This window comes from Sodalis sp. (in: enterobacteria), from assembly GCF_047607725.1.
In the GTDB taxonomy this organism is placed as follows: domain Bacteria; phylum Pseudomonadota; class Gammaproteobacteria; order Enterobacterales; family Enterobacteriaceae; genus JBLKSS01.
Genome location: NZ_JBLKSS010000045.1, coordinates 1 through 21281 on the forward strand (window position 1 = coordinate 1; position 21281 = coordinate 21281).

Annotated in this window: 21 protein-coding genes and 8 pseudogenes; 10 read left to right on the forward strand and 19 right to left on the reverse strand. The window is 57.8% G+C overall.

Annotated elements, in window-relative coordinates; translation table 11 throughout:
- The 9 genes and pseudogenes from ACMX3H_RS05010 to fkpA form a co-directional block, all read right to left on the reverse strand.
- On the reverse strand, positions 1-174 hold a 174-nt coding region (locus ACMX3H_RS05010; RefSeq protein WP_415210049.1), incomplete at its 3' end, for a GTP-binding protein.
- Between the two features lie 70 nt (positions 175-244).
- The gene (fusA, locus tag ACMX3H_RS05015) at positions 245-2350 is read right to left on the reverse strand and encodes an elongation factor G (protein ID WP_415210032.1); all 2106 of its coding nucleotides are present in this window, start codon (positions 2348-2350) and stop codon (positions 245-247) included.
- 94 nt (positions 2351-2444) lie between these two features.
- Positions 2445-2915, reverse strand: a complete 471-nt coding sequence (rpsG, locus tag ACMX3H_RS05020) for a 30S ribosomal protein S7 (protein ID WP_415210033.1) — start codon at positions 2913-2915, stop codon at positions 2445-2447.
- A gap of 94 nt (positions 2916-3009) precedes the next feature.
- Positions 3010-3384 carry a 30S ribosomal protein S12 gene (gene rpsL / locus ACMX3H_RS05025; protein ID WP_011412094.1) on the reverse strand — a complete coding sequence of 125 codons (375 nt, stop codon included), beginning with the start codon at positions 3382-3384 and terminating at the stop codon, positions 3010-3012.
- A gap of 133 nt (positions 3385-3517) precedes the next feature.
- Positions 3518-3805 (reverse strand): sulfurtransferase complex subunit TusB, encoded by a 288-nt coding sequence (tusB, locus tag ACMX3H_RS05030; RefSeq protein ID WP_415210034.1) that lies wholly within the window; start codon positions 3803-3805, stop codon positions 3518-3520.
- Positions 3806-3820: 15 nt separating this feature from the next.
- Complete coding sequence (gene tusC, locus ACMX3H_RS05035; RefSeq protein WP_415210035.1) at positions 3821-4180, reverse strand: sulfurtransferase complex subunit TusC; 360 nt, start codon at positions 4178-4180, stop codon at positions 3821-3823.
- Between the two features lie 7 nt (positions 4181-4187).
- The gene (gene tusD / locus ACMX3H_RS05040) at positions 4188-4580 is read right to left on the reverse strand and encodes a sulfurtransferase complex subunit TusD (protein ID WP_415210036.1); all 393 of its coding nucleotides are present in this window, start codon (positions 4578-4580) and stop codon (positions 4188-4190) included.
- The gene (locus tag ACMX3H_RS05045) at positions 4577-5299 is read right to left on the reverse strand and encodes a helix-turn-helix transcriptional regulator (RefSeq protein WP_415210037.1); all 723 of its coding nucleotides are present in this window, start codon (positions 5297-5299) and stop codon (positions 4577-4579) included. Before ACMX3H_RS05045 ends, tusD begins: the two co-directional genes overlap by 4 nt.
- Before the next feature lie 280 nt (positions 5300-5579).
- Positions 5580-6388 (reverse strand): annotated as a pseudogene (gene fkpA, locus ACMX3H_RS05050) (FKBP-type peptidyl-prolyl cis-trans isomerase).
- Between the two features lie 321 nt (positions 6389-6709).
- Here fkpA and ACMX3H_RS05055 point away from each other — a divergent pair.
- A complete protein-coding gene (locus ACMX3H_RS05055; RefSeq protein ID WP_415210050.1) occupies positions 6710-6928 on the forward strand; it encodes a SlyX family protein in 219 nt (72 codons plus the stop codon).
- 50 nt (positions 6929-6978) lie between these two features.
- Here ACMX3H_RS05055 and ACMX3H_RS05060 read toward each other — a convergent pair.
- Positions 6979-7242 (reverse strand): annotated as a pseudogene (locus ACMX3H_RS05060) (peptidylprolyl isomerase); the annotation flags it as partial.
- A 265-nt stretch (positions 7243-7507) separates the two neighbouring features.
- Between ACMX3H_RS05060 and ACMX3H_RS05065 the strand changes: the two are divergent.
- The 6 genes and pseudogenes from ACMX3H_RS05065 (at position 7508) to ACMX3H_RS05090 (ending at position 10381) form a co-directional block, all read left to right on the forward strand.
- Entirely contained in the window at positions 7508-7684 is a 177-nt protein-coding gene (locus tag ACMX3H_RS05065; RefSeq protein WP_415210038.1) for a hypothetical protein, read from the forward strand.
- A pseudogene (locus tag ACMX3H_RS05070) lies at positions 7654-7983 on the forward strand (ABC transporter substrate-binding protein); the annotation flags it as partial. The gene ACMX3H_RS05065 and the pseudogene ACMX3H_RS05070, both read left to right, overlap by 31 nt.
- 83 nt (positions 7984-8066) lie before the next feature.
- Positions 8067-8432, forward strand: a pseudogene (locus ACMX3H_RS05075) (ABC transporter substrate-binding protein); the annotation flags it as partial.
- Positions 8433-8458: 26 nt separating this feature from the next.
- Positions 8459-8611, forward strand: a complete 153-nt coding sequence (locus ACMX3H_RS05080; RefSeq protein ID WP_415210039.1) for a hypothetical protein — start codon at positions 8459-8461, stop codon at positions 8609-8611.
- A 262-nt stretch (positions 8612-8873) separates the two neighbouring features.
- On the forward strand, positions 8874-9290 hold the full coding sequence (locus ACMX3H_RS05085; protein ID WP_415210040.1) for a hypothetical protein: 417 nt from the start codon (positions 8874-8876) through the stop codon (positions 9288-9290).
- Positions 9291-9412: 122 nt separating this feature from the next.
- Complete coding sequence (locus tag ACMX3H_RS05090; protein ID WP_415210041.1) at positions 9413-10381, forward strand: GlxA family transcriptional regulator; 969 nt, start codon at positions 9413-9415, stop codon at positions 10379-10381.
- Between the two features lie 174 nt (positions 10382-10555).
- Here the strand turns inward: ACMX3H_RS05090 and ACMX3H_RS05095 are convergent, their stop codons facing one another.
- The 4 genes and pseudogenes from ACMX3H_RS05095 to ACMX3H_RS05110 all read right to left on the reverse strand — a co-directional run bounded on the left by ACMX3H_RS05095 (position 10556) and on the right by ACMX3H_RS05110 (position 13866).
- The gene (locus tag ACMX3H_RS05095; protein WP_415210042.1) at positions 10556-11356 is read right to left on the reverse strand and encodes a nitrilase-related carbon-nitrogen hydrolase; all 801 of its coding nucleotides are present in this window, start codon (positions 11354-11356) and stop codon (positions 10556-10558) included.
- A 253-nt stretch (positions 11357-11609) separates the two neighbouring features.
- Positions 11610-12242, reverse strand: a pseudogene (locus ACMX3H_RS05100) (CocE/NonD family hydrolase C-terminal non-catalytic domain-containing protein); the annotation flags it as partial.
- 106 nt (positions 12243-12348) lie between these two features.
- A pseudogene (locus tag ACMX3H_RS05105) lies at positions 12349-13122 on the reverse strand (CocE/NonD family hydrolase); the annotation flags it as partial.
- 342 nt (positions 13123-13464) lie between these two features.
- Positions 13465-13866, reverse strand: a complete 402-nt coding sequence (locus tag ACMX3H_RS05110; RefSeq protein ID WP_415210051.1) for a GNAT family N-acetyltransferase — start codon at positions 13864-13866, stop codon at positions 13465-13467.
- Between the two features lie 51 nt (positions 13867-13917).
- Between ACMX3H_RS05110 and ACMX3H_RS05115 the strand changes: the two are divergent.
- Positions 13918-14178: pseudogene (locus ACMX3H_RS05115) on the forward strand (IS66 family transposase); the annotation flags it as partial.
- Here ACMX3H_RS05115 and ACMX3H_RS05120 read toward each other — a convergent pair.
- Positions 14166-14999: pseudogene (locus ACMX3H_RS05120) on the reverse strand (molybdopterin-dependent oxidoreductase); the annotation flags it as partial. The pseudogenes ACMX3H_RS05115 and ACMX3H_RS05120 sit on opposite strands and share 13 nt — an antisense overlap.
- A 122-nt stretch (positions 15000-15121) precedes the next feature.
- On the opposite strand from ACMX3H_RS05120, the gene ACMX3H_RS05125 reads away from it, so the two are divergent.
- Positions 15122-15586 carry a GNAT family N-acetyltransferase gene (locus ACMX3H_RS05125; RefSeq protein WP_415210043.1) on the forward strand — a complete coding sequence of 155 codons (465 nt, stop codon included), beginning with the start codon at positions 15122-15124 and terminating at the stop codon, positions 15584-15586.
- A gap of 31 nt (positions 15587-15617) precedes the next feature.
- On the opposite strand, the gene ACMX3H_RS05130 is transcribed toward ACMX3H_RS05125, so the two are convergent.
- Positions 15618-16514: a type III polyketide synthase gene (locus ACMX3H_RS05130; RefSeq protein ID WP_415210044.1), complete on the reverse strand. Its 897-nt coding sequence runs from the start codon at positions 16512-16514 to the stop codon at positions 15618-15620.
- Between the two features lie 863 nt (positions 16515-17377).
- Between ACMX3H_RS05130 and ACMX3H_RS05135 the strand changes: the two genes are divergently transcribed.
- Positions 17378-18022, forward strand: a complete 645-nt coding sequence (locus ACMX3H_RS05135; protein ID WP_415210045.1) for a hypothetical protein — start codon at positions 17378-17380, stop codon at positions 18020-18022.
- 94 nt (positions 18023-18116) lie between these two features.
- Here ACMX3H_RS05135 and ACMX3H_RS05140 read toward each other — a convergent pair whose 3' ends face one another.
- The 3 genes from ACMX3H_RS05140 to ACMX3H_RS05150 all read right to left on the reverse strand — a co-directional run bounded on the left by ACMX3H_RS05140 (position 18117) and on the right by ACMX3H_RS05150 (position 20929).
- On the reverse strand, positions 18117-19217 hold the full coding sequence (locus ACMX3H_RS05140) for an NAD(P)/FAD-dependent oxidoreductase (RefSeq protein WP_415210046.1): 1101 nt from the start codon (positions 19215-19217) through the stop codon (positions 18117-18119).
- Positions 19218-19404: 187 nt separating this feature from the next.
- Complete coding sequence (locus ACMX3H_RS05145) at positions 19405-19863, reverse strand: RcnB family protein (RefSeq protein WP_415210047.1); 459 nt, start codon at positions 19861-19863, stop codon at positions 19405-19407.
- Positions 19864-20365: 502 nt separating this feature from the next.
- Positions 20366-20929, reverse strand: a complete 564-nt coding sequence (locus ACMX3H_RS05150) for a hypothetical protein (protein WP_415210048.1) — start codon at positions 20927-20929, stop codon at positions 20366-20368.
- Positions 20930-21281 lie beyond the last annotated feature (352 nt).

Here is a 21281-nt window from a genome sequence, read left to right on the forward strand (position 1 = left end):
GGCCTTTTCTTCCGGCGCGTTGTCGATCTGATCAAAGGCGCGCGCGCTGCCGCCGTAGGCCTTGGCCAGAACGGTGGTGATGGCGGCGGTCAGGGTCGTTTTACCATGGTCAACGTGGCCGATAGTACCGACGTTAACGTGAGGTTTGGTGCGTTGAAACTTTTCTTTAGACACGGCTATATTCCTTACTCTTATGCTCTCACCAACGGGTGAGAGCACGGGATATTAATGTAACCCTTAAAGCTTACTTGGCTCTGCGGGTTTCGATAATGGCCTGAGCAACGTTGTTCGGTGCTTCATTGTACTTCAGGAACTCCATGGAGTAAGAAGCACGGCCCTGAGTCTGTGAACGCAGATCAGTAGCATAACCGAACATTTCAGACAAGGGGACCTGCGCACGAACGGTTTTACCGGTCGTGGTGTCTTCCATACCGTCAATCATACCGCGACGACGGTTCAAGTCACCAATCACGTCACCCATGTAGTCTTCAGGCGTTTCAACTTCCACCTTCATGATAGGCTCCAGCAGCACCGGTTTCGCCTTCATGAAGCCTTCTTTGAACGCCATGGAACCGACGATCTTAAACGCCATTTCCGAGGAGTCGACTTCGTGGTAAGAACCATCGAAGGCGGCAACGCGGACGTCTACGATCGGGTAGCCGGCCAGAACACCGCTCTTCAGCTGTTCCTGAACACCTTTATCCACCGCCGGAACGTATTCTTTAGGCACCACGCCGCCGACGATTTCGTTCAGGAACTCGTAGCCTTTGCCACCCGGTTCCATCGGTTCAATACGCAGCCATACGTGGCCGAACTGACCGCGACCACCGGACTGACGAACAAATTTACCTTCCTGTTCGACGGTGGAGCGGATCGTTTCGCGATAGGCCACCTGCGGCTTACCGACGTTGGCTTCTACGTTGAATTCGCGACGCATACGGTCGACGAGAATTTCAAGGTGCAGCTCACCCATACCGGCGATGATGGTCTGACCGGACTCTTCATCGGTCCAGACGCGGAACGACGGGTCTTCCTGCGCCAGACGGCCCAGAGCTAGACCCATTTTTTCCTGATCGGCTTTGGTTTTCGGTTCCACGGCGACCGAGATAACCGGTTCCGGGAATTCCATCCGCTCAAGGATGATGGGCACGGACGGATCACACAGGGTATCCCCGGTGGTCACGTCTTTCAGGCCGATGGCCGCGGCGATATCGCCGGCGCGCACTTCCTTGATTTCTTCACGTTTGTTGGCGTGCATCTGTACGATACGGCCGAAACGTTCGCGCTTGTCCTTCACCGAGTTCAGCACCGTATCGCCAGAGTTGACGACACCGGAGTAGACGCGGAAGAAGGTCAGGTTGCCAACGAACGGGTCGGTGGCGATTTTGAACGCCAGCGCCGAGAATGGCTCATCATCGCTGGAATGACGCTCAGCGTGGGTTTCGCCGTCGTCAAGTACGCCGTTAATGGCAGCAACGTCGGTCGGTGCCGGCAGGTACTCGATGACCGCATCCAGCATCGCCTGCACGCCTTTGTTCTTGAACGCGGAACCACAGGTGACCAGAATGATTTCGTTGTTCAGAACGCGCTGGCGCAGACCGGTCTTGATCTCTTCTTCGGTCAGCTCTTCGCCGCCCAGGTATTTGTCCATCAGCTCTTCAGACGCTTCAGCTGCGGATTCCACCAGGTGCTGGTGCCACTTGTCAGCCAGCTCGGTCAAATCGGCAGGGATGTCTTCATAAGTGAAGGTCACGCCCTGGTCCGCTTCGCTCCAGTTGATGGCTTTCATTTTCACCAGATCGACGACGCCGGTGAATTTTTCTTCCGCGCCGATAGCCAGCTGAATCGGAACCGGGTTAGCGGCCAGACGGGTTTTCAGCTGCTCGACCACGCGCAGGTAGTTGGCGCCCATACGGTCCATTTTATTAACGAACGCGATACGCGGCACTTTATATTTGTTAGCCTGACGCCATACGGTTTCAGACTGCGGCTGCACGCCGCCTACCGCACAGTAGACCATGACGGCGCCATCGAGCACGCGCATGGAACGTTCTACTTCGATGGTGAAGTCAACGTGTCCCGGGGTGTCGATGATGTTGATGCGGTGCGAATCAAACTGTTTGGCCATGCCGGCCCAGAAACAGGTGGTCGCGGCGGACGTGATGGTGATACCACGTTCCTGCTCCTGCGCCATCCAGTCCATGGTGGCTGCGCCATTATGAACTTCACCGATCTTGTGGTTCACACCCGTGTAGAACAGAATACGTTCAGTCGTGGTGGTTTTACCCGCGTCGATGTGTGCACTGATACCGATGTTACGATAGCGTGCGATGGGTGTTATACGAGCCATTTGAATCCTCGATTACTGGGGCGTTCATTCCGAGCCAACCCGGCAGGGGCAGCTCATGAGCGTCCGCCAGGTTAGCGTGACTACTGCGGTACGATTACCAGCGGTAGTGGGCGAACGCCTTGTTGGCATCTGCCATACGGTGAACGTCTTCACGTTTCTTCACAGCAGTACCTTTGTTTTCTGCTGCATCGGAAAGTTCGTTCGCCAAGCGCAGAGCCATAGATTTATCACCGCGTTTACGAGCAGCTTCAACGATCCAACGCATTGCCAGGGCATTGCGGCGAACCGGACGAACTTCTACTGGCACCTGATAAGTAGAACCCCCGACGCGGCGCGATTTGACTTCGACAGTCGGACGCACGTTGTCCAGGGCTACTTCAAAAGCTTCCAGATGGCCTTTACCCGAACGCTGAGCCAGGATCTCCAGCGCGGTATAGACGATTGCTTCTGCGGTAGATTTTTTGCCATCTACCATCAGGATGTTAACAAATTTGGCCAAAAGCTCAGATCCGAACTTCGGATCCGGCAGGATTTTACGTTGACCAATGACGCGACGACGTGGCATGGAAATACTCCGTTGTTAATTCAGGATTGTCCAAAACCCGATGAGTTCTTTGACAGAGTTAATAAAACGTTTGGCCTTACTTAACGGAGAACCATTAAGCCTTTGGCTTCTTCACGCCGTACTTGGAGCGGCCCTGCTTGCGGTCTTTAACACCGGAGCAGTCAAGGGCGCCACGAACGGTGTGGTAACGCACACCCGGCAGGTCTTTTACTCGACCGCCGCGGATAAGGATCACGGAGTGCTCCTGCAGGTTATGACCTTCACCGCCGATGTAGGAGGTGACTTCAAACCCGTTGGTTAAACGAACACGGCATACTTTACGCAGCGCGGAGTTCGGTTTTTTCGGGGTGGTGGTATATACGCGGGTACATACGCCACGTTTCTGCGGGCAGGCGTCCAGCGCCGGAACGTTGCTCTTCGCAACCTTCATGGAGCGCGGTTTGCGTACTAGCTGGTTAATCGTTGCCATTCAATAAAGCTCCTGGGTTTTGCTTCGTAAACACGTAATAAATCGCCTCGTGATGCCGCGGGGCAAAGTACGAGGACGCAGAATTCTATGGCTGACGGGTAAAGGTGTCAAGAAATATACAACTCACCCTGGCTTACCACGCCATCTGCTGCGGCTGTTTTTCGGTCAGCCTGACGAAATCATTATAACTGATTATTGCGATATTGGGCGAAAAATGAACAGACAATCCGCGGGCGGCGATGTCGTTTTCCAGCGCGTGCAGCGCCAGAGGCGAGGCGCTCAGGGCGCGGGCAGCCGGCGAGCCGCGCAGACCGGCGATAACGCCATCGGACAGCAGCAGCAGATCGTCGCCGGGCAGCGCGGTACGCAGCAGCGCCGCCAGATCGCAGGCATAAGGAGAACGGCTCAGGGTATACAGCATGGGCGCCCTCCGGCGTTAAAACGTCAATACAGTATCGTAGTCGGCCAGACGCTGGCGCCAATCCGCCGCCGGCAGCCACTCGGCGTCCAGCACCCAGCCAGCGCCGGCATCCAGCCCGCGCTCCGCCGCCGAGTCGGCGCAGAGATAGAGCCTGTCGACATCATACAGCGATAGCACACCGAAAGTGGTGACGAAGTCCCGCGCCAGAATTTGCGCCGGCTGCTGCTGCGGCAACAGCAGCAATACGCCGTCGGCGATGAAAAATACGCCGATATCCTCGGCCAGCGCCGAAGTGGCCAATAGTGCGTCAAGCCCTTCCCGTCCGGCGTCGTCGCCGTGCGGCCCGTGGGTGAAAACAAAAGCGATGCGGTTCATGGCGGCCTTAAAACTGGATAAAGCGATCGCAGCCGAGCACCGCCTGCGCCAACGTACCCAGGCCGCTGAGCTCGAAGCCTGGCTGAAGGTTTTCGCCGGTGCGGTTCAGCAGCGACGCCTGTAGGGCATCGGTCACGCCGCGGCGCAGGGCGGCGGCGGCGCAGACATGCAGCGCCACCCGATGCTGTTGCGCCAGATCGTGCCAGGCGCGCACCAGATCCACCTCATCACCGGCGGGCGCGCTCAGACGATTGGCATTGGCAACACCCTCTTGATAAAAAAACACGGTGCCGAGACGGTGGCCGCACGCCAGCAGCGCCTGGGCGAACTGCAGCGCGCTGCTGGCGCGCTGGTTGCCATAGGCCGGTCCGGTGACCATCAGGCAGTAATCCAAACTCACCGCTCCTGTCCTACAAAATCGCCGCTTTTGAACTGACGGATATACAGATACACCGTGTGCTTGGAGATATTGAGCCTATCGGCGACCTGGTTGATGGCGTCCTTGATGTCAAAGATGCCTTTCTCGTACAGATTAAGCACGATCTGCCGGTTTTTGGCGTTGTTGGATACGTTGCGATCGGCGTTGACTTCCTCAATAGTGAACTCCAGCGTCTGAGCCACCAGATCGTCCACCGAGGAGGCAAAGTTCACCGAGGTCGCGATGTCCTGCGTTTCCGGCGGGATGAACGTTTGCATAATCTGCGAGAACGGCACATCCAGATTCATATTAATGCACAGAAGCCCTATCACCCGCTGCTCGCGGTTGCGGATAGCAATGGTGACGGATTTCATCAGGACGCCGTTTTTCGCCCGGGTAAAGTAGGAGCTGGAAACGCTGCTGTCCTCACCGGCCATATCATGCAGCATGTGCAGCGCGAGATCCGAAATCGGCGAACCCACTTTACGTCCGGTATGTTCGCCGTTAGCGATACGCACGGCCGAACATTTCAGGTCCTCCAGGGAGTGCAATACAATCTCGCAATGTCCGCCAATAAGCATCGCCAGGCCGTCCACGACGGCCTCATAAGAGGCGAGAATTTCATGATCCACGGCGCTGAAAGGACGTTCGTCCAGTAAATCCAGCTCGCCGGAATCAGAATGTGGAAGAGACGTAGACATGTGGAAATACCACCCGTGGTTGTGAATCTGCCGGGATAGTATCGGGCAGATTTGGCTGTAATTCTATTATCCGGCCGCTAGTCTAGCAAATTCGGTAAAACGCTGTCCTTGTGTTTGGTGAGATTTTTTATTATTCCGCATGGATACTATCTCCGCCCACGCCGCGGCCATAGGTGGAAGAAGCGCTAGCCGGCAAGGCGCCCAAAAAAAAAAGCCATCCCCGGGGGGGATGGCCTGCGCGACGCTCACGGGCGGCGACCCGTTGGCGATAACGGTAGCGTTATTTTTGCTGCGCGCCAGCGTCGGGAGCCTGTTCGGCATCGCCGGCGGCCGGTTTGATATCCAACAGCTCGACATCAAACACCAGCGTGGAGTTGGCCGGGATACCGGGAACGCCGGTTTTGCCATAAGCCTGCTCCGGCGGAATGACCAGCTGGATTTTTCCGCCTTTCTTGATGTGCTTCAGCCCTTCGGTCCAACCGGGGATGACGCCGTCCAGGCGGAAGGACAGCGGCTCGCCGCGGTTGTAGGAATTGTCGAATTCCGTCCCGTCGACCAGGGTGCCTTTATAATTCACTACCACGGTATCGCTGCCGGTGCCGGCTTTATCGACTTTATACAGCACGCCGTTGGCGGTTTTCTTCACGCCTTTCTGCTTGGCATAGTCGGCGCGGTATTTGTCGCCCTTGGCGGCGTTGTCCTTGGCTTCCTGCTCCATTTTGGTCTGGTCGGCCTGTTTCACGCGCGCCTCAAAGCTCTGCAGCGTGTCTTCAATCTCTTGATCGGACAGCTTGCTGTTGTTGGCGAAAGCGTCCTGTACGCCGGTAATCAGCTGATCTTTATCCAGCTTGATACCGAGTTTTTCCTGCTCTTTCAGCGAATTATCCATATAAGGCCCCAGGGAGGCGCCCAGCGTATAGGCGGCCTGATCTTCGCTACTTTTGAATTTGTCCGAGGTGGCGCTGGCGGGTGTGGCGGTCGCCGGCGGGGGGTGGCGCTGGGAGCCGCATCGGCGGCCAGAGCGCTGCTTGCATTAAGGGCAAATGCCATAGTAGAGGCCAGCAGCGATACTTTAATCAATGATTTCATAAATCTCCATTTTCCTAGGATAGCGGTCCCGGGGTCGATAGCAAAGTCAGGCAAATACTATAGCTGTGAGCATAAACACAACACAATCGCTATGCCGGTTGATTAACGCTTTCTGGGACTTTTTTTACAACAAGAAGTTTCCTGATAATGCATTTTCATTGCGGCCCGGTTTGATATCACCGCCTAATGATGACCTTTATACAGGCGATCCGCGCAAAGCAAGGTAGAATCTACCGGGATTGCCCGTGCGAGGCAACCGCGAAATGGGAACGGTGCGACGCCGGTTTCATTGGTCTTTATCGGTATCGAGAGGGGAAAATGATGGAACTATTGCAGCTGGAACAACGTCTGGAATTATTGGAGGGGCGGGTCGCTTTCCAGGAAATCACGATTGAGGAACTGAATCAGACGGTGGTGGCCCACCAGCGCGATATTAGCCGGCTGCAGGAGCAATTACGCTTGCTGTCGGATAAGTTACGCGCGCAGAACACCTCGCTTATCGCTTCGCAAAGCGAGGAAACGCCCCCGCCCCATTACTGAGCGGGTGGCGCCCATGACGGGGCCCGCACGGGGTCCCGCGCCGATCGCACTTAGTGGCAGCCGTCGCCGTGGTCATGGCCATGATCATGGCCGTGTTCGCCATGAACGTGACCGTGCGCCAATTCTTCCTCGGTCGCTTCACGCACGGCGATGACGTCCACATGGAAGTTCAGGTTCTGGCCGGCCAGCATAGGGTTGCCGTCAACCACGACATGATCGCCATCGATTTCGGTGATTTTCACCGGGACCTGGCACTGATCGGTTTCCGCCAGGAAACGCATGCCCACTTCCAGTTCGTCGACGCCCATAAAAAGTAAGCGCCCCGTGGAGGACGTCTTGAATTATTGGTGGGTTTGTTATATGAGACAGTAAACCTACGTTAYACGCTTATGCTCATTGCATTTTCACATTGTATTGATTTTAATAACTTTTATTTCCATCCCGGTTTGAGTGATATGAAATTAATGGTTCTGAAGTTTGTGATAGTGTCCATTAAAATTTAAGTGGACACTATCATCGCCGGATTATCCATGATCTGACAGCCGTCCCTTATAGGATGCGGGTTCACTAGGCATCGTAGTGGAACATATTCTTACCGGGCCATATAACAAACCCACCAATAATTCAAGACGTCCTCCACGGGGCGCTTACGTAAAAAAGCGCTGGAAGCCACCAAAGATAAAAAAATCGGCACCACGCCCGCGGCCTGTTCCGGGCCGTATAAAATCGGCGACTGGCAGCCGCGCGAACGGCTGAAGCTGGTACGCAACGAGAGGTGGAACGGCCGCCACAGAGAGTACGATCAAATCCAGCTGGTACCGATCGGCGATTTGAATACCGCTCAAATCGCTTTTGAAGCCGGCGATTTGGACATGACCAAAATCAATGTCAGCGCTATCGGGAAATACCGGGACGATCCGGGCGATAACACGCTGACCGTTCGGCCGGCGCTGGCCTGCACCTGGCTTGGGATGAATGTGGATCACCCTAAACTGAAAGACCTGCAGGTGCGTCGAGCCATTCAGCAGGCTATCGATGTGCCCGCCATTCTGGACGCCACTTTCGGCGGCGCGGTGAAACCGGCCTATGGCCTGGTGCCTCCGCCGCTGGCCGGGCCGGGGCGCGCAACAAAAATCTCTATCCTTATGATCCGGCGCAGGCGAAAGCGCTGTTGCAAAAGGCCGGTGTCTCAGGATTGCAGCTCAGGCTGGACCTGTCCACCTCCACCGACGGCGGGACGGTGGCCCAAGTCATTCAGGCGCAGCTGGCTGAGGTGGGTATCGACTTGAAAATCAATCAAATGGACGGGGCGGCATTTGTCGCTGCGGGCCAGGAATCGGAAGGCGATGCCTGGAAGGACTCACAACTGCGCCTCACCACCTTTACCACCGCGCCGGACGCCAGCTGGGTGACCGCCTGGTTTACCTGCGATCAGGTGGGCATCTGGAACACCCAGCACACCTGCGACAAAATTGGGATGCGCTCAACGCCGAGGCCGCGGTAGAGCTGGATCAGGCGAAACGGGCGGCTATGTATATCAAATTACAGGATCAGTTGGAGGAAACCGGCGCCTATGTCTTTTTATACCACGGCAGCAACGCCTGGCTGACGCCGAAAACCGTTCACGGCGCCTGGACGCCCGATGGCCAATGGCCGCTGTTCCGGGATGTCACCGGCGCCTAATACGCCGGTTATACCGCCCGGGCGACGCGGCCCGGACCCTGTCTGGCCGGCATTCCCTCTGTGGGTGATGCCGCGCGCGGCCGTTTGTGGGAGTTTCCTTGACTACTGCCCGTTTTTCCCTGTTGCCTAAAAAGGGATTGCGCCCTTCAGGCAACGCCTTGCGACACGCTGATTATCGCCGATTTTTCGGCGGTCAGCTGTTGTCGGTCATTGGCAACTGGGTGCATACCATTGCCCTCTGCTGGTTATTTGGCGGTTGAGCGTGTCGTCGCCGATATTGTTGGGGATGCTGGCGTTTTGCAGCCAGGGGCCGATTTTATTCTTCGGCCTGTTTACCGGCGTGATTGTCGACCGTTGCGATCGCCGCCGGCTGGTATTGACGACACAGATCGGTATCACCTTGTTGGTGACGTTATTGTCGGTGTTAACGCTCAATCATCTGATTACCGGCGCGCTGGCGGAGAGTGCGCGCATGGAGACCCATCGTGTCCAGCGCTACACCCGTCCCGGCTGGGATATCAGGCTGGAATGCGATACCGATCTCGCTTGGCAGGCGGGAGGACTGGTGCTGACCTCCCGTTATCAGGTATGGGAAAACGACCTGCCGGTATTCAGCCGCGAATGGTGCCATCGCTTTCCCTCCCACCATCGCGACGAAAGCAGCGTGGGGGATAGCTGAGACTTGGCAGAAACGTTACAGTCAAGGTAAGCGGGTGCAGCGCGGCCGTTCGCGCCATACCGGACCCGCGCCGACGCGTCAGGCCCAGCGGTGTTTTTCTTTACCAGAAGCGATTGACGACCATGCCATCCGTTGAACCCACCGTATTCACGTTTTTACTGGGTCAGGATTTTTCCATGATGAGCCTGGCCTCAGCAATTGAGCCGCTTTGGTCTTACAACCGCTTATTTAAGCAATGTGTCTTTAGCTGGCATCTGGCTAGCCTCAACGACGAACCGGTCACCGCCGCCAACGGGATCCCGTTTCCTACCTGCCCCGTTAACCAGGTGCTGGCAGAATCGCATTATCTCTTTATTTGCGGCGGGGAGCGGGTGGTGGTGGCGCAATACGAGCGGGGCTATCAAAGTGCGATGCGCCAAGCGGCTCGCGCCGGTCTGTTTATCGGCTCCTTGTCCACCTGCACGTTTTTGCTGGCGAAATGCGGGCTGCTGAACGGCCACCGCTACACTATTCATTGGGAAAGCCGCGCCGCGTTTGCGGAAAGTTATCCGGATATCGAATGTACCCGCAAGATCTACGAAATTGACCGCCATCGTTTAACCTGTTCCGGCGGCACCGCGGCGATGGATATGATGCTTAACCTGATTGCCGAACGCTATGGTGACGATCGCGCCACCGCGGTGGCGAACCAATTCCACCATGAACGGATCCGCAGCGCGGCGGACGATCAACGCGGCCACCGCCAGCATCGGGCGCCGTTGCCGCCGGTGCTAAGCGCGGTGATGGCGGTGATGCAGTCCACTTTCGAGGAGCCGCTTTCTCTGTTGGCGGTAGCGCAGCAGGTCGGGGTGGGCACGCGCCAACTGGAGTGCCTGTTCGGCCGTCATTTCGGCAAGACACCGCAGCGTTACTATCTGGAGCTGCGGCTGGAACAGGCGCGCGAAATGCTGATCTATTCCGCCCGTTCAATTATCGATATTGCCGTCTCGGTGGGTTTTAGCTCCACCTCCCATTTCGCCGGCTGGTTTCGCCGCATCTTCGGCGTGCTCCCCTCGGATATGCGCCAGGAGCGGCGGGCGAAACTCGGCTGAAGGGGAGATGCGCCTTGCGCCGGCGGGTGTGGACCGTCGTTGATTGACGGCGGGTGCTAACTCAGGCCGTGGGAGGCGCGGGTCTTATTTCAAGCGGCGGAGTTAATCCGCAGGCATGACGCCGTTCAGGTAGTGGGCGTGCCGGCTGTCGGCCGGCCACGGATGCTGCCGGCGTCAGCCCGCCAAACTTTGACGGTCCAGCGTGGCGCTGAGCGTGAACGCGCCCGCCACCGGCGCGCTGGCCAGTGTGCCGCCGTCCGGGCCGCCGATACGGCTTTGGCCGATATAGGCGAACGGGCCATCGCCGTCGCCGCGGTTGGCGATGGCGATATAACAGCCATTTTCGTAAGCCCGCGCCGGCACCACATGGCGCGGCACCACGTCATAACCGTGGGTGGTCGCGCTGATACACAATAAACAATCCATGCCGGCTAGCGCCTGGGCGCGGACCAGCTCCGGGAAATCCAGGTCATAGCAAATTGCCATCCCGAAACGGAAGCCGTGTAATTGAAAGCCCACTAGCCTGTCGCCGGGACGGAATAAGGCCTGTTCATAACCCGACCAGAGGTGGATTTTGCGGTAGTTGGCGCAAACGTTGCCCTGTGCATCGATCGCCATCATGGCGTTATAGCGCTCATCGCCGCATTTTTCCGCATAACCAAACGCCAGCGCCTGACGACGTCCACGCGCTAGCGCCGCTAACCGGCGCAGCGTTTTTCCCGACTGCGGCAGCGACATACGCCGCACGGCATCCTGGTGTTGATAACAGCACAGCGCCAGTTCCGGCAATAGCAGCAAATCCGCCTTCGGCGCCGCGGCCAGCGCGCCGTCCAGCCAGTCGGGAACGGCGGCGATCTCCGCCGGTGCGTCGGCGGTAAGCAGGCTGTGAATTTCCAGCCGGGCCAGCCAGTCGCCGTGATGAAAACCGGCGCTGCGCCAGGTTTCGGAACGGGCGCTGGCGGGGTTCGTGAGCATTGACGCGATAGATCTCGCGGCCCAGCGCCTCAAGGCGAAGTCCGGTCTCCGCCAATTCTACTGCGCCAAGATTACGCACAACCTCAAGTGTCGTTTCGCCGTCCTCCATATCCCGGATCACCCGTTGGCGGCCGCGGGCCGGCGCGACCAGAACCCGCGCCGGGACCGGCGGCGGAGACCAGGGGTCCCCCAGCGCCGGCGGCGGGCAGGTCGCGGCGTCGGGATCGCGCAGCGGCAGTATTACGCTGCCGCTTTGCACCGTCAGGACAGAACGTACCGGCAGCGGCGCGGCCAGCGGCCAGTAACAGGTGGAGAGCGCAACGCGCAGGCGATAGCCCACCGGCAGGACAAACACCGCCGCTTTAAGCATGACGTTGACCTCATAATATTGTCCCGGTACCAGCGGTTCTGCGCGATCAAAGCCGTTGCGCGCCGCGAGATTCAATAAACCATAGCTCACGCGAATGGCTGTGCCGTCCGGCGCCACGACATTCAGGCGCACTGCCAGCATCGCCAGGGGGTTATCCGAGCACAGCTCAAGCCGCACCTCGGCCCGATCGAGAAGCTGTAGCGCTGTTTCCACGGCAGGCCCATCAAAGCATAGGAAGCCGCCGTCATCCTCGCGCTGGTCCCCCGGCATATCCGGTCCCCAGCCGTAAGGGCACCACTCCCCTGACGCCAGTCCCGTGGTGGCGGGGGAACTCAGGGTTGCGGTAAATTGCGCCGGCGTGTCCTGCAGCCGACCGGGCGCCAGATGCAACGTGCGCGCCCGGACGTCGGCGGAGGGCCAGCAGCGTTCCGCCGCCCAATGACCCTGACGCTGCGCATATCGGGCGCGGGGCGGCTCCGGCCGTTGTTGCCAATAGGTCAGCATCGATTCGGCCATAATGCCGATCTCTCGCCCTTTTAGCCACTGATCGAACCAGCGCTGGACATAGCCGATAAAATCGATGCGCGGCCCCGGCGTGGCAATGTGGGGAAAAGTGCCCCCACGGGCCGATCAGCCCTTTGCGCGGGCCGCGCAGGTTCTCCAGCAGGCGCAGTACGGTGTTGGTATAGCCCTCGGCCCAACCGCCGACCGCCAGCACCGGCACGGTAATGCGGCCGTAATCCTCGCATACCGAACCGCTGCACCAGTAGTCGTCCCGTTGGGGATGCTGCATCCAGCGTGCTGCGGGCGGCAGATCCATTGCATTGAGCCGCGCCAGCTACATTGCTTTCCAGCGGTCGCCAACGATGGCAGGATCCGGCGGCGTCGGCGTCCAGGTAAACAGGGTGGCGCCATATTGCAGATTGTCGTTGAGCAGGGCGCCGCCCATATAATGCATATCGTCGGCGTAGCGGTCGTCGGTGGAGCAGGCGGTGACTATCGCTTTGAGCGCCGGCGGCCGCAGGGCGGCGATTTGCAGCGCGTTAAAACCGCTCCAGGAGATGCCTATCAACCCTACGCTGCCGCTGCACCAGCCCTGCGCGGCAATCCAGGCGATGACTTCACAGGCGTCGCGCCACTCCTGCGGCGTATATTCGTCGTTCATCAGCCCGTCGGAGTCGCCGGCGCCGCGCATGTCGACGCGTATGGCGGCATAGCCGCAGCCGGCCAGACCGGGATGCAGCACGGCATCATCTCCGCGGTGCCGGGCGCGGCGGCGGTAGGGTAAATACTCCAGAATGGCGGGCACCGGCAAATTTTCGTCCGGTAACCACAGGCGGGCGGCCAGACGGCAACCGTCCGAGAGGGGGATCCAGACCGTTTCGATTATCCGCATGGCACACCGCTCCTGACGATACAAACGTTGGCTCTATCTTTGCACAGTGCGCTACGGAAACCATCCGGTTTACGACCCGTTTAGCGCGAAAAGCGACCTAAGGGCAAAAAGGGACGAGTGCCGTTGCTGTATCGGGCCCAGAGGCGGGCGGCGCCCCTCCCCCCTCGGCCACGCCTCACGCTACGCCCGTTGCTAGGCGGTTCAACGGGCGAGTGAAACGTGTCGCCGACGGGTTGGCGCTGGTCTCCGGTAGCCGACGTAGCGTAGAGCGCGCCATCGGTCGGCGCCAGCGCCGTGAACACAGTGCACGATGCCGGTCGCTGCCGGCGCGAGGCGCAATGATTACTTCAGCTGTAAATAATAGACGGTGGTCGCTGTCAAACGGCCGTCGGGATACAGCGCGTAATCGGGAATGACGCCCGCGCGCCGCCAGCCAAGGCGCGTATAAAGTCGTTCAGCGGCGCTGCCGGTGGCGGTATCCAGCACCAGCAGCGTCTTGCCTGCCTGCGCCGCCCGCATCAATGCCTCGCCCACGCCCAAGCGACGCGCCCCGCGGTGTACCAGCAGTTTGATAATGTCGCCGCGGTGCGGCTGATTATCCAGCGGTGCCAGTACCATCTGCACCGTGCCGATAATCTTTCCGCCGGCATCACGCGCCACCAACAGACCGTGGTCGCCGCTGGCCGCCAACGCCGTTTTCCGGCGCCAGAACTCCTCGGCGCGCGCCTCGGGAAGCGGCAACATAAAACCGACCGACGCGCCCCCTTCCACGCAGTCAATTAACAGCGCGATCAGGTCCGTCAAATCCGCCTGGCTAATGTCTGCACCCAGCGGCCCATCGAGCGCGGCATCGTTGGACCGGGCCTGCTGGCGCCGTTGGCCGACGCGGTATGCGACTATGTGATGTCGACGGGTAAAGTCCACGTCGACGACACGCCGGTGGACGTGCTGCAACCGGGCAAAGGCAAGCCTAAAACCGGCCGGCTATGGGTCTATGTGCGTGACGACCGGAATGCCGGTTCGACACTGCCGCCCGCAGTGTGGTTCGAAAGTTCGGTGGCGCTGAGCGTGAGCATTTCTATCGGGCTTTGGGGGGACGTGAACCGTTCAAGCCCCCGCTCCTGCAGGGGATTAAACGCCACGATGGTGGCGCCGCGTTTGGCCACCTCGCGCAGGGTGGCTAGCATGCGCGGATGATTAGTACCGGGATTATGGCCGATGCACATGACCAGATCGCAATGCTCGAAATCCTCAAGGGTTACGGTGCCTTTACCCACGCCGATGGATGCCGGCAAACCCATGCTGGTGGGTTCATGGCACACATTGGAATAATATGGAAAATTATTGGTGCCGTATTCGCGGGAAAACAGCTGATAAAGGAATGCCGCCTCGTTGGATGTGCGTCCGGACGTGTAAAACTCCACACAATTAGGGTCCGTGTAACGCCGCAGCGCCGCGCCTATTTCGCAAAAAGCTACGTCCCATTCGACAGGCCGATAAGTATCCGTGGCGGCATCGTATTTCATCGGCTGGGTCAGCCGCCCTTCCCCTTCCAAATCGAAATCATGGTGCTGCCAAAGTTCGCTTACGGTATGGGCGGCGAAAAAGTCCGGCGTGGCCCGCTTGCCTGTGGCTTCCCAACTGACCGCTTTGGCGCCGTTTTCGCAAAATTCAAAAGACGAGGTATGCAGCGGATCCGGCCACGCACAGCCGGGGCAGTCGAATCCCTGTGATTGGTTAACTTTAAACAGGGCAATAATATCCTGGTTCACCGACATTTGGCCACGAATGGCGTCGGCCACCGCTTTTAATGCGCCCCATCCGCCGGCGGAGCCGCCATAAGGCGCAATCCCGATCGTGCTATTTTTCTGTTTCATTTTTACCCCATTTATAACGATGTCTCAGGCATAATGCCCTTATAAGTATAGGTTATAGCCGCACGCGCGGCGCCGGGCGGTCGCGGAGACAATAGGTCATTAACCAGATAGAAGGGGACATCATGACGGTAAACAGGTGCGACTGGCACCATAGCGAGGTGAGCGCGCCGGTACTTTATCAGTTGCTGTCTTTGCGCAGCGCGGTATTCGTACTCGAACAACAGTGTCTGTACGCGGATATGGATGGCCTGGATATGCAGGGCGACAATCGTCATATTGCCGGCTTTGACGAGGCAGGACTGGTGGCGTGCGCCCGTTTGCTGGTGCAGCGAGACGCGGTGAGTATCGGACGGGTGGTCATTGCACCCCGGGCGCGTGGCCTGGGCCTGTGGGCACGGCTAATGCATCAGGCGCTGGCGTCAGGCGCCGCGCGATGGCTGGAGAAACCGGTAACCCTCTCCGCCCAGGCGCATTTGCAGGCTTTTTACCGCGCTCTGGGATTTGCGGCGGTGACGGACATTTACGATGAAGATGGCATTCACCATATCGGCATGCGTCGCCCGTCGCCGTGCGCCCGAAAGGAGTAAGCGACGCGTTGCCGTTATTTGCCCATTAGTTCTACTGCGACAAACTCATTTCGGCGGTAATGCCGGGGCCGAAGCCGGCGATAATCGCCTTGCCGCCGCGGGTGAAAATGCCTTTTTCATGCATGCGGCGATAGGCCTCGAACACCACCGAACTGGCGATATTGCCGCAATTGACCAGCGTGTCACGGCTGAAAGAAAATTGCTGCAAATCGACCCGAAGATACTTGGCGAGATCGTCGAGAATACGCGGGCCGCCGGCGTGGATGATGTAATAGGCCAGGTTTTCTATATCCCAGCCGTGCTCGCAGGTCATCTGACGCATCACGGGCGCCAGCGGTTTCATGGTACCCGGTACGCGCTTGTCCAGACGGAAATGAAAACCGGTATCTTTAACCTGATAGCGGATCCATTCATCGGTGTCGGGGATCAGATAACTGACGTTGAGCTCCAGCGAGAGCCCAGCTCCGGGTTCAGCGGTGACGACCGCTGCGCTGATGGCATCGCCGAATAGCCCGTCGGAGAGCAGGCTGCCGACATCGCCATCGGTGGGCTGATAGCTCAGGGAGCAAAACTCACAGCTAATAATCAGTACGTTACTGCCGGGATGTGCCAAAACATAATCATGTGCCCGGTTGATGGCGCCGCCGCCGGCGGCACAGCCTAATTGGGCGATAGGCAATTGCATAGTGTTATCCGGTAGTCCCATATGGTTAATAAGCCAGGCGGTCAGCGACGGCATCAAAAAACCCGAGCAGGAGACATAGATAATCGCGGCGATTTGGCTGGCGCTGACGGAAGCATTGTTTAGTGCTTCTTCAACCACGCCGGGTACCAAGCGTTTTGACTCATATTCAAATACCGTATTCCGATAGCCGAATCCAGGATGCAGCGTGGCGAGCTCGATGGGCTGTATAATATGTCTTTTCATAACACCGGTATTAATAATCAATTCGATCTATTTTTCTAAATTCGGATTGTCTTTAAAGTTTGTCCTGGCTAAATTAATCGTGTCTTGCTGGCTAATGATGTATTCCGGCAAATAAACCGCAGGTTTGTGTAGAGTGGGCATATTTAATAGTCTCCATAAGAGATTGAATAAATTGAGGTTATCAAGCCGATCGATTACCCTTGTCCGCCGTCATCTTGTTAAGCTAGCCGGAAGTTATCAATGTGCTCTGACAGCAGTATTAATTTTCCTGCTGGATTGTTCAGAGAAAATTTACTGGTTTATAAATGGGTTAATTATGGTATTTGCGGTTTTCACTACCGGGTGAGTAAGCAGAGAAATATATGTTTAAGCCTGTAGCTATTGCAGAAATAAATAACGGCTCTATTTAACTCTCTATCTCCTTTCTTAAAGCGCACGGCAAATTGCGCCGGTAAACGTCTTTATGGCTAGGGGATGCTCAACCTGCCGGCAATCACCCTTGTAATATCGCGCAAAAGGGGGGGCGCCATGAACATTTCCTGCAATTTCGGCCTAGCGCCATCGCTTAAATTGCCAGTAAGAACAGCGACATGGCGATAGGAGGTAAGCATGTTACAACGAGTTTTCCCATCGGGGCCCGGTGCGGTGTCCTGGGCACGTTCTTACGCCGCGAGGCATCAGGCAACGTCTGCCCTGGCGGCGCGCCTCACGGCCGCTGAGCGCGCGCCAGCCACGGCCGCTACCGCGGCAAATCAGGTCAGCGCCGGCGATGCAACATGGGCGCGGCGGTGAGGAGTATATCACCTGCGGCGTCCTGCCGCAGGAGGGTGATTACCTGTTAGCGCAGATAGCCGGCGATGTTTATGCTAAACATTCCGCCCTACCGCCGGGCGCCTTTCGCCGCTTTACCCCGCACGATTTGCGCCGATACGGTCTCGATAAGGCGATGCTGCGCGACAAACGTTCAGGCTTTCAGGCCAATTTCTGGCAACGGCAGGCAGGTGGTGCTGGCCTTTGCCGGCACCAATGGTTTCAACGATTGGCTGACCAATCTACGGGCGTCGCTGGGCTACCGGGATGCGCAGTATCAAGCGTCGGTGGCGCTGGCGCGGCAGGCCAGACACTGTTTTGGCGACAAAGTGCTTTTCACCGGCCATTCTCTCGGCGGTTCGCTTGCCGCCATCGCCGCTGTGGCGACCGGTTCGATGGCGGTGACATTTAATCCGGCGGACGTGGCTGAAAAAACCCTAAGCCGCTATGGTGCGTCGCCAGCCAGGGCGAAACGACGGGCGGCGAGCGGGAGTATCTGCTGTTACAGCGGACAATATGAATCCGCTGCATTGCGTGCAGCGCTGGTTGCCGCCGCTACCCGAGGTGCCAGGGCATCGGATTACGCTTTGGCCGCCGGCGCATCTTGCCGGCAACGTTCCGCCGTTGCAGGCATTAGTCTCTTTCTGGCAGGCCCACGGCATCAAGGACGTTATCGCGGCAATGGCCCGCGTGATTAAGCCCGCCGTCAACGGTGCCAAACCGTGAAGGTTAAGGCGCAATTAGCGGCGTGTTAGCGCCACCCATGCGATATCCACGGCGCGGTGTTGGCCGCTAGCTGAGAAGACGGTCGGGGCGGAAGGGGGCTAATACCGACGCCGTCTGGCCTGTCATCATCTCCCGCGCCGCCAATGTCGCCAGCAGCGCCGCCAGCGTCACGCCGCTATGGGTGACCAGAAAGTAATAGCCCGTTAACCCCGGTACCGGACCGACCGCGGGCAAGCCATCCTTCGGCAGTGCGCGAATGCCGGTGGTGACCTGATAATCCGTAAGACCGCGTAATCCAGGTAACAGCCGGGCTGCTTCCCGCAATAGCTCGGCTGCCGCTTGATCCCGCGCGGCGGGAGATTCGGTCAATGCCCAGGATACCTCTAAGTCGTTAGGGCAGATCAGACTGTGGCCCGGACCGTCGGGGCGGACATCGAATGTCGGGGTGATAAGAACGTGGCGGACCGGTGCTGCGGCGGATGGCACCCGCACCAGCAGGCCCGCGGTGGGGGCCTGCGGCAGAGCGAGATCCGGCTGGAAAGGCTGGCTATCGGCCCAGCGGCCGCAACAGTTCACCACCAGATCGGCGTTAAGCGCCCGGCCGTTGGCCAAGGTGACCCCGGTGACACGATTGTTTTTACGGATGATGCCGGCGACGGCAGTGGCGGTGGATACGCTACCGCCGCCAGCGATAACTTCATCCAGCAGGGTATTGATATACAGCCGCGTATCCAGCCAACCCTCTCGTTCACACCACAATATCGGCGTGGCCGGCACGGCGTCGCGCGCCAGCGCCGGTTCCCGCACCAGTAAGGCCCCTTTGTCCAGCCAACGGACGGGATACCCCCACGCCCTCAATTGCCGCGCCTGTGCCGCCAGCGCGGCCGCGTCGTGCGGATGACGGAATTCTGCGCTGCCGGTCAAGTGCAGCCAGCGGCGGTGGGGAAAGCGCGCCTGGAGCGCCTGATGCGCGTCAATGCCGGCGTTATTTAATTGCTGATAGTCGCACGGCGGTTTACCGTGGGCGTTGACCCAGGCGAAAGACGTGCCGGAGGTGCCGCTGACCCGTTCGCCGGCGTCAAGGACGGTCACTCTGGCACCGAGATTGACGGTTTCAAACGCCAGTGACGCGCCGATCATGCCGGCGCCGATAATGATGATTTTCATCCGCTTTGCCTGCTGATTTTCCGCCGGGCTCTGTCGGTACTGCGCCGACGTCGGCGAAAATTAAGGGGGTAGATAATTTACAGGTTAATGATTGGGGCTGCGGGACGCAAGAGCGCCAGCCGGGGTAGCGGGCGGCAAACGGGCCCGCAGACCGCAGGCGGCGCGCAACGCCACCGGCGGGAGACGCTTAATGAGGCAACATCGTGCTCATTATGATTGATGTAATGATCCCCGTAGCGGCGGCGATCAGCACATAATTGCCGTCGATGTAAGCCCAATGTTCTCCCTGAGGTGGCGCCTGTAGGCCGCGCGCATGCCAATCGTAAACGCGGAAATCATCGCCGCGAAAATGCTCGGGAGCGGGATGGCCACGGCGGAAATCATGGCCGTTCCAGGCAAAATGATCCCGTTCGCCGCCGGGTCTGCCCGGGCCCCCGTGCGGGCCACCCTCATGGCCGCGGCCGCCACCCGGGCCGCCGGCATGTTCACCGCCGTGTCCACCTGGACCGCCCTGCCCGCCATGGCCCTGTTGCCACTGCTGCTGAGATGGCTGTCCGTGTGGGCCGTCGGCCCAGGAAAACGCGGAGAAACAACTGCTGGCCGCGAAAATCGTCATAACCAGTGCAAGGGTGGTCTTTTTCATCATAGCTTCCTCATTAAACGACTGCCGGGTACTGCCTGTTACTGACTAATATGGGATACGCGTTGGCGGTATTAAATAACGAAATGTCTTAAAAGCTGAAATTTGACCCAGCTTTACTTGGTTTAGTAAATTCTAAACATATGTAACAGGAAAAACGCATTTTGGCGGATTGCTACCGCGGTGAGAGGGAATATGTCCCGATACCGGCGTGGCGATTCATTATTCGGCGCTTAATGGCTAGAGTATGGAAAGGGTATCTTACCCGCGAGCTAAAACACAAGGGCGCTGTACGTTAATGAAATGGCGTAAACAATTAAAGCGTCTCTAAACTCATCGCCGCGTCCATTAGTGGGACGCTTTAGCCAGACGAGCGGCGTTCACACCCACCATCGCGCGTCTATTATCGCCCTATGATCTGCCAATAATAAGGTTAACGTTTCCCGTTACAAGGCACCGCGACATTATTCCCCGGTGACGGAATAGGTTAATTGATTACCCCAATATCTTAATCGACGTTACGCCGTTCGTTATTATGGCAGCAGGCGTGCCGTAGAATCTGGGCGATAACCGTTAGCGCGGACGAGAGCAGCAGCGCTACGCCATGTCCGACCGAAAAACTATGTGAGATGATGCGTTTGGCTTTGGGCAACGGCAACGTTATGAAATATGTCAAAGCGGGTTCGCACACTATGTCCGCTACCGCCCAAAGAAAAAAACCGACGGCGTCGAGATTGAGCTGCCGCGCTGCGCTCAGGGAAAAATAATGCCCTAGGCGGTAAATATTAAATAACCGGTGAAGGGCGCACATACCGAAGGCTAGCGACAGTAATGGGAGGGTCGTGACTATCATGCCTAACGTCATTTGTCCGATGTTCGTAAGTATTATTACCGGGTTGGTAATAACTCTCTGGGTCACAAATAGACTCAGTTCATAGGTATTAAGCATAATGTCGGGTATATACCAGCTTAAGATGTTAATGATAATCATTAGTAGCGTTATCAGCATGGAAATTTTTGACATAATACAGCCGTAATAGATGATGGATTGATGTTTTTCATCGTTATTCATGGTGGTTATACGCTGTGCGGAAGAGATAAAATATCTTAGCGGTTTCTTGATTAATTGTTGATATGGATAATTACTAAGGGGCGTTTCTTGTTATTTTTATAGCAACATCAAATGTCGGTTCATCGCGCGCGGACGGTTTTTTATTGCTCAGGAAATGGCGGTAATACGACATGACCCACGCCCGCCGCGTCGGTCATTCCCTCCTCAATCGAACGTAAGCGCCCCGTGGAGGACGTCTTGAATTATTGGTGGGTTTGTTGTATGAGACAGTAGACCTACGTTACACGCTTATGCTCATTGTATTTTCACATTGTATTGATTTTAATAACTTTTATTTCCATCCCGGTTTGAG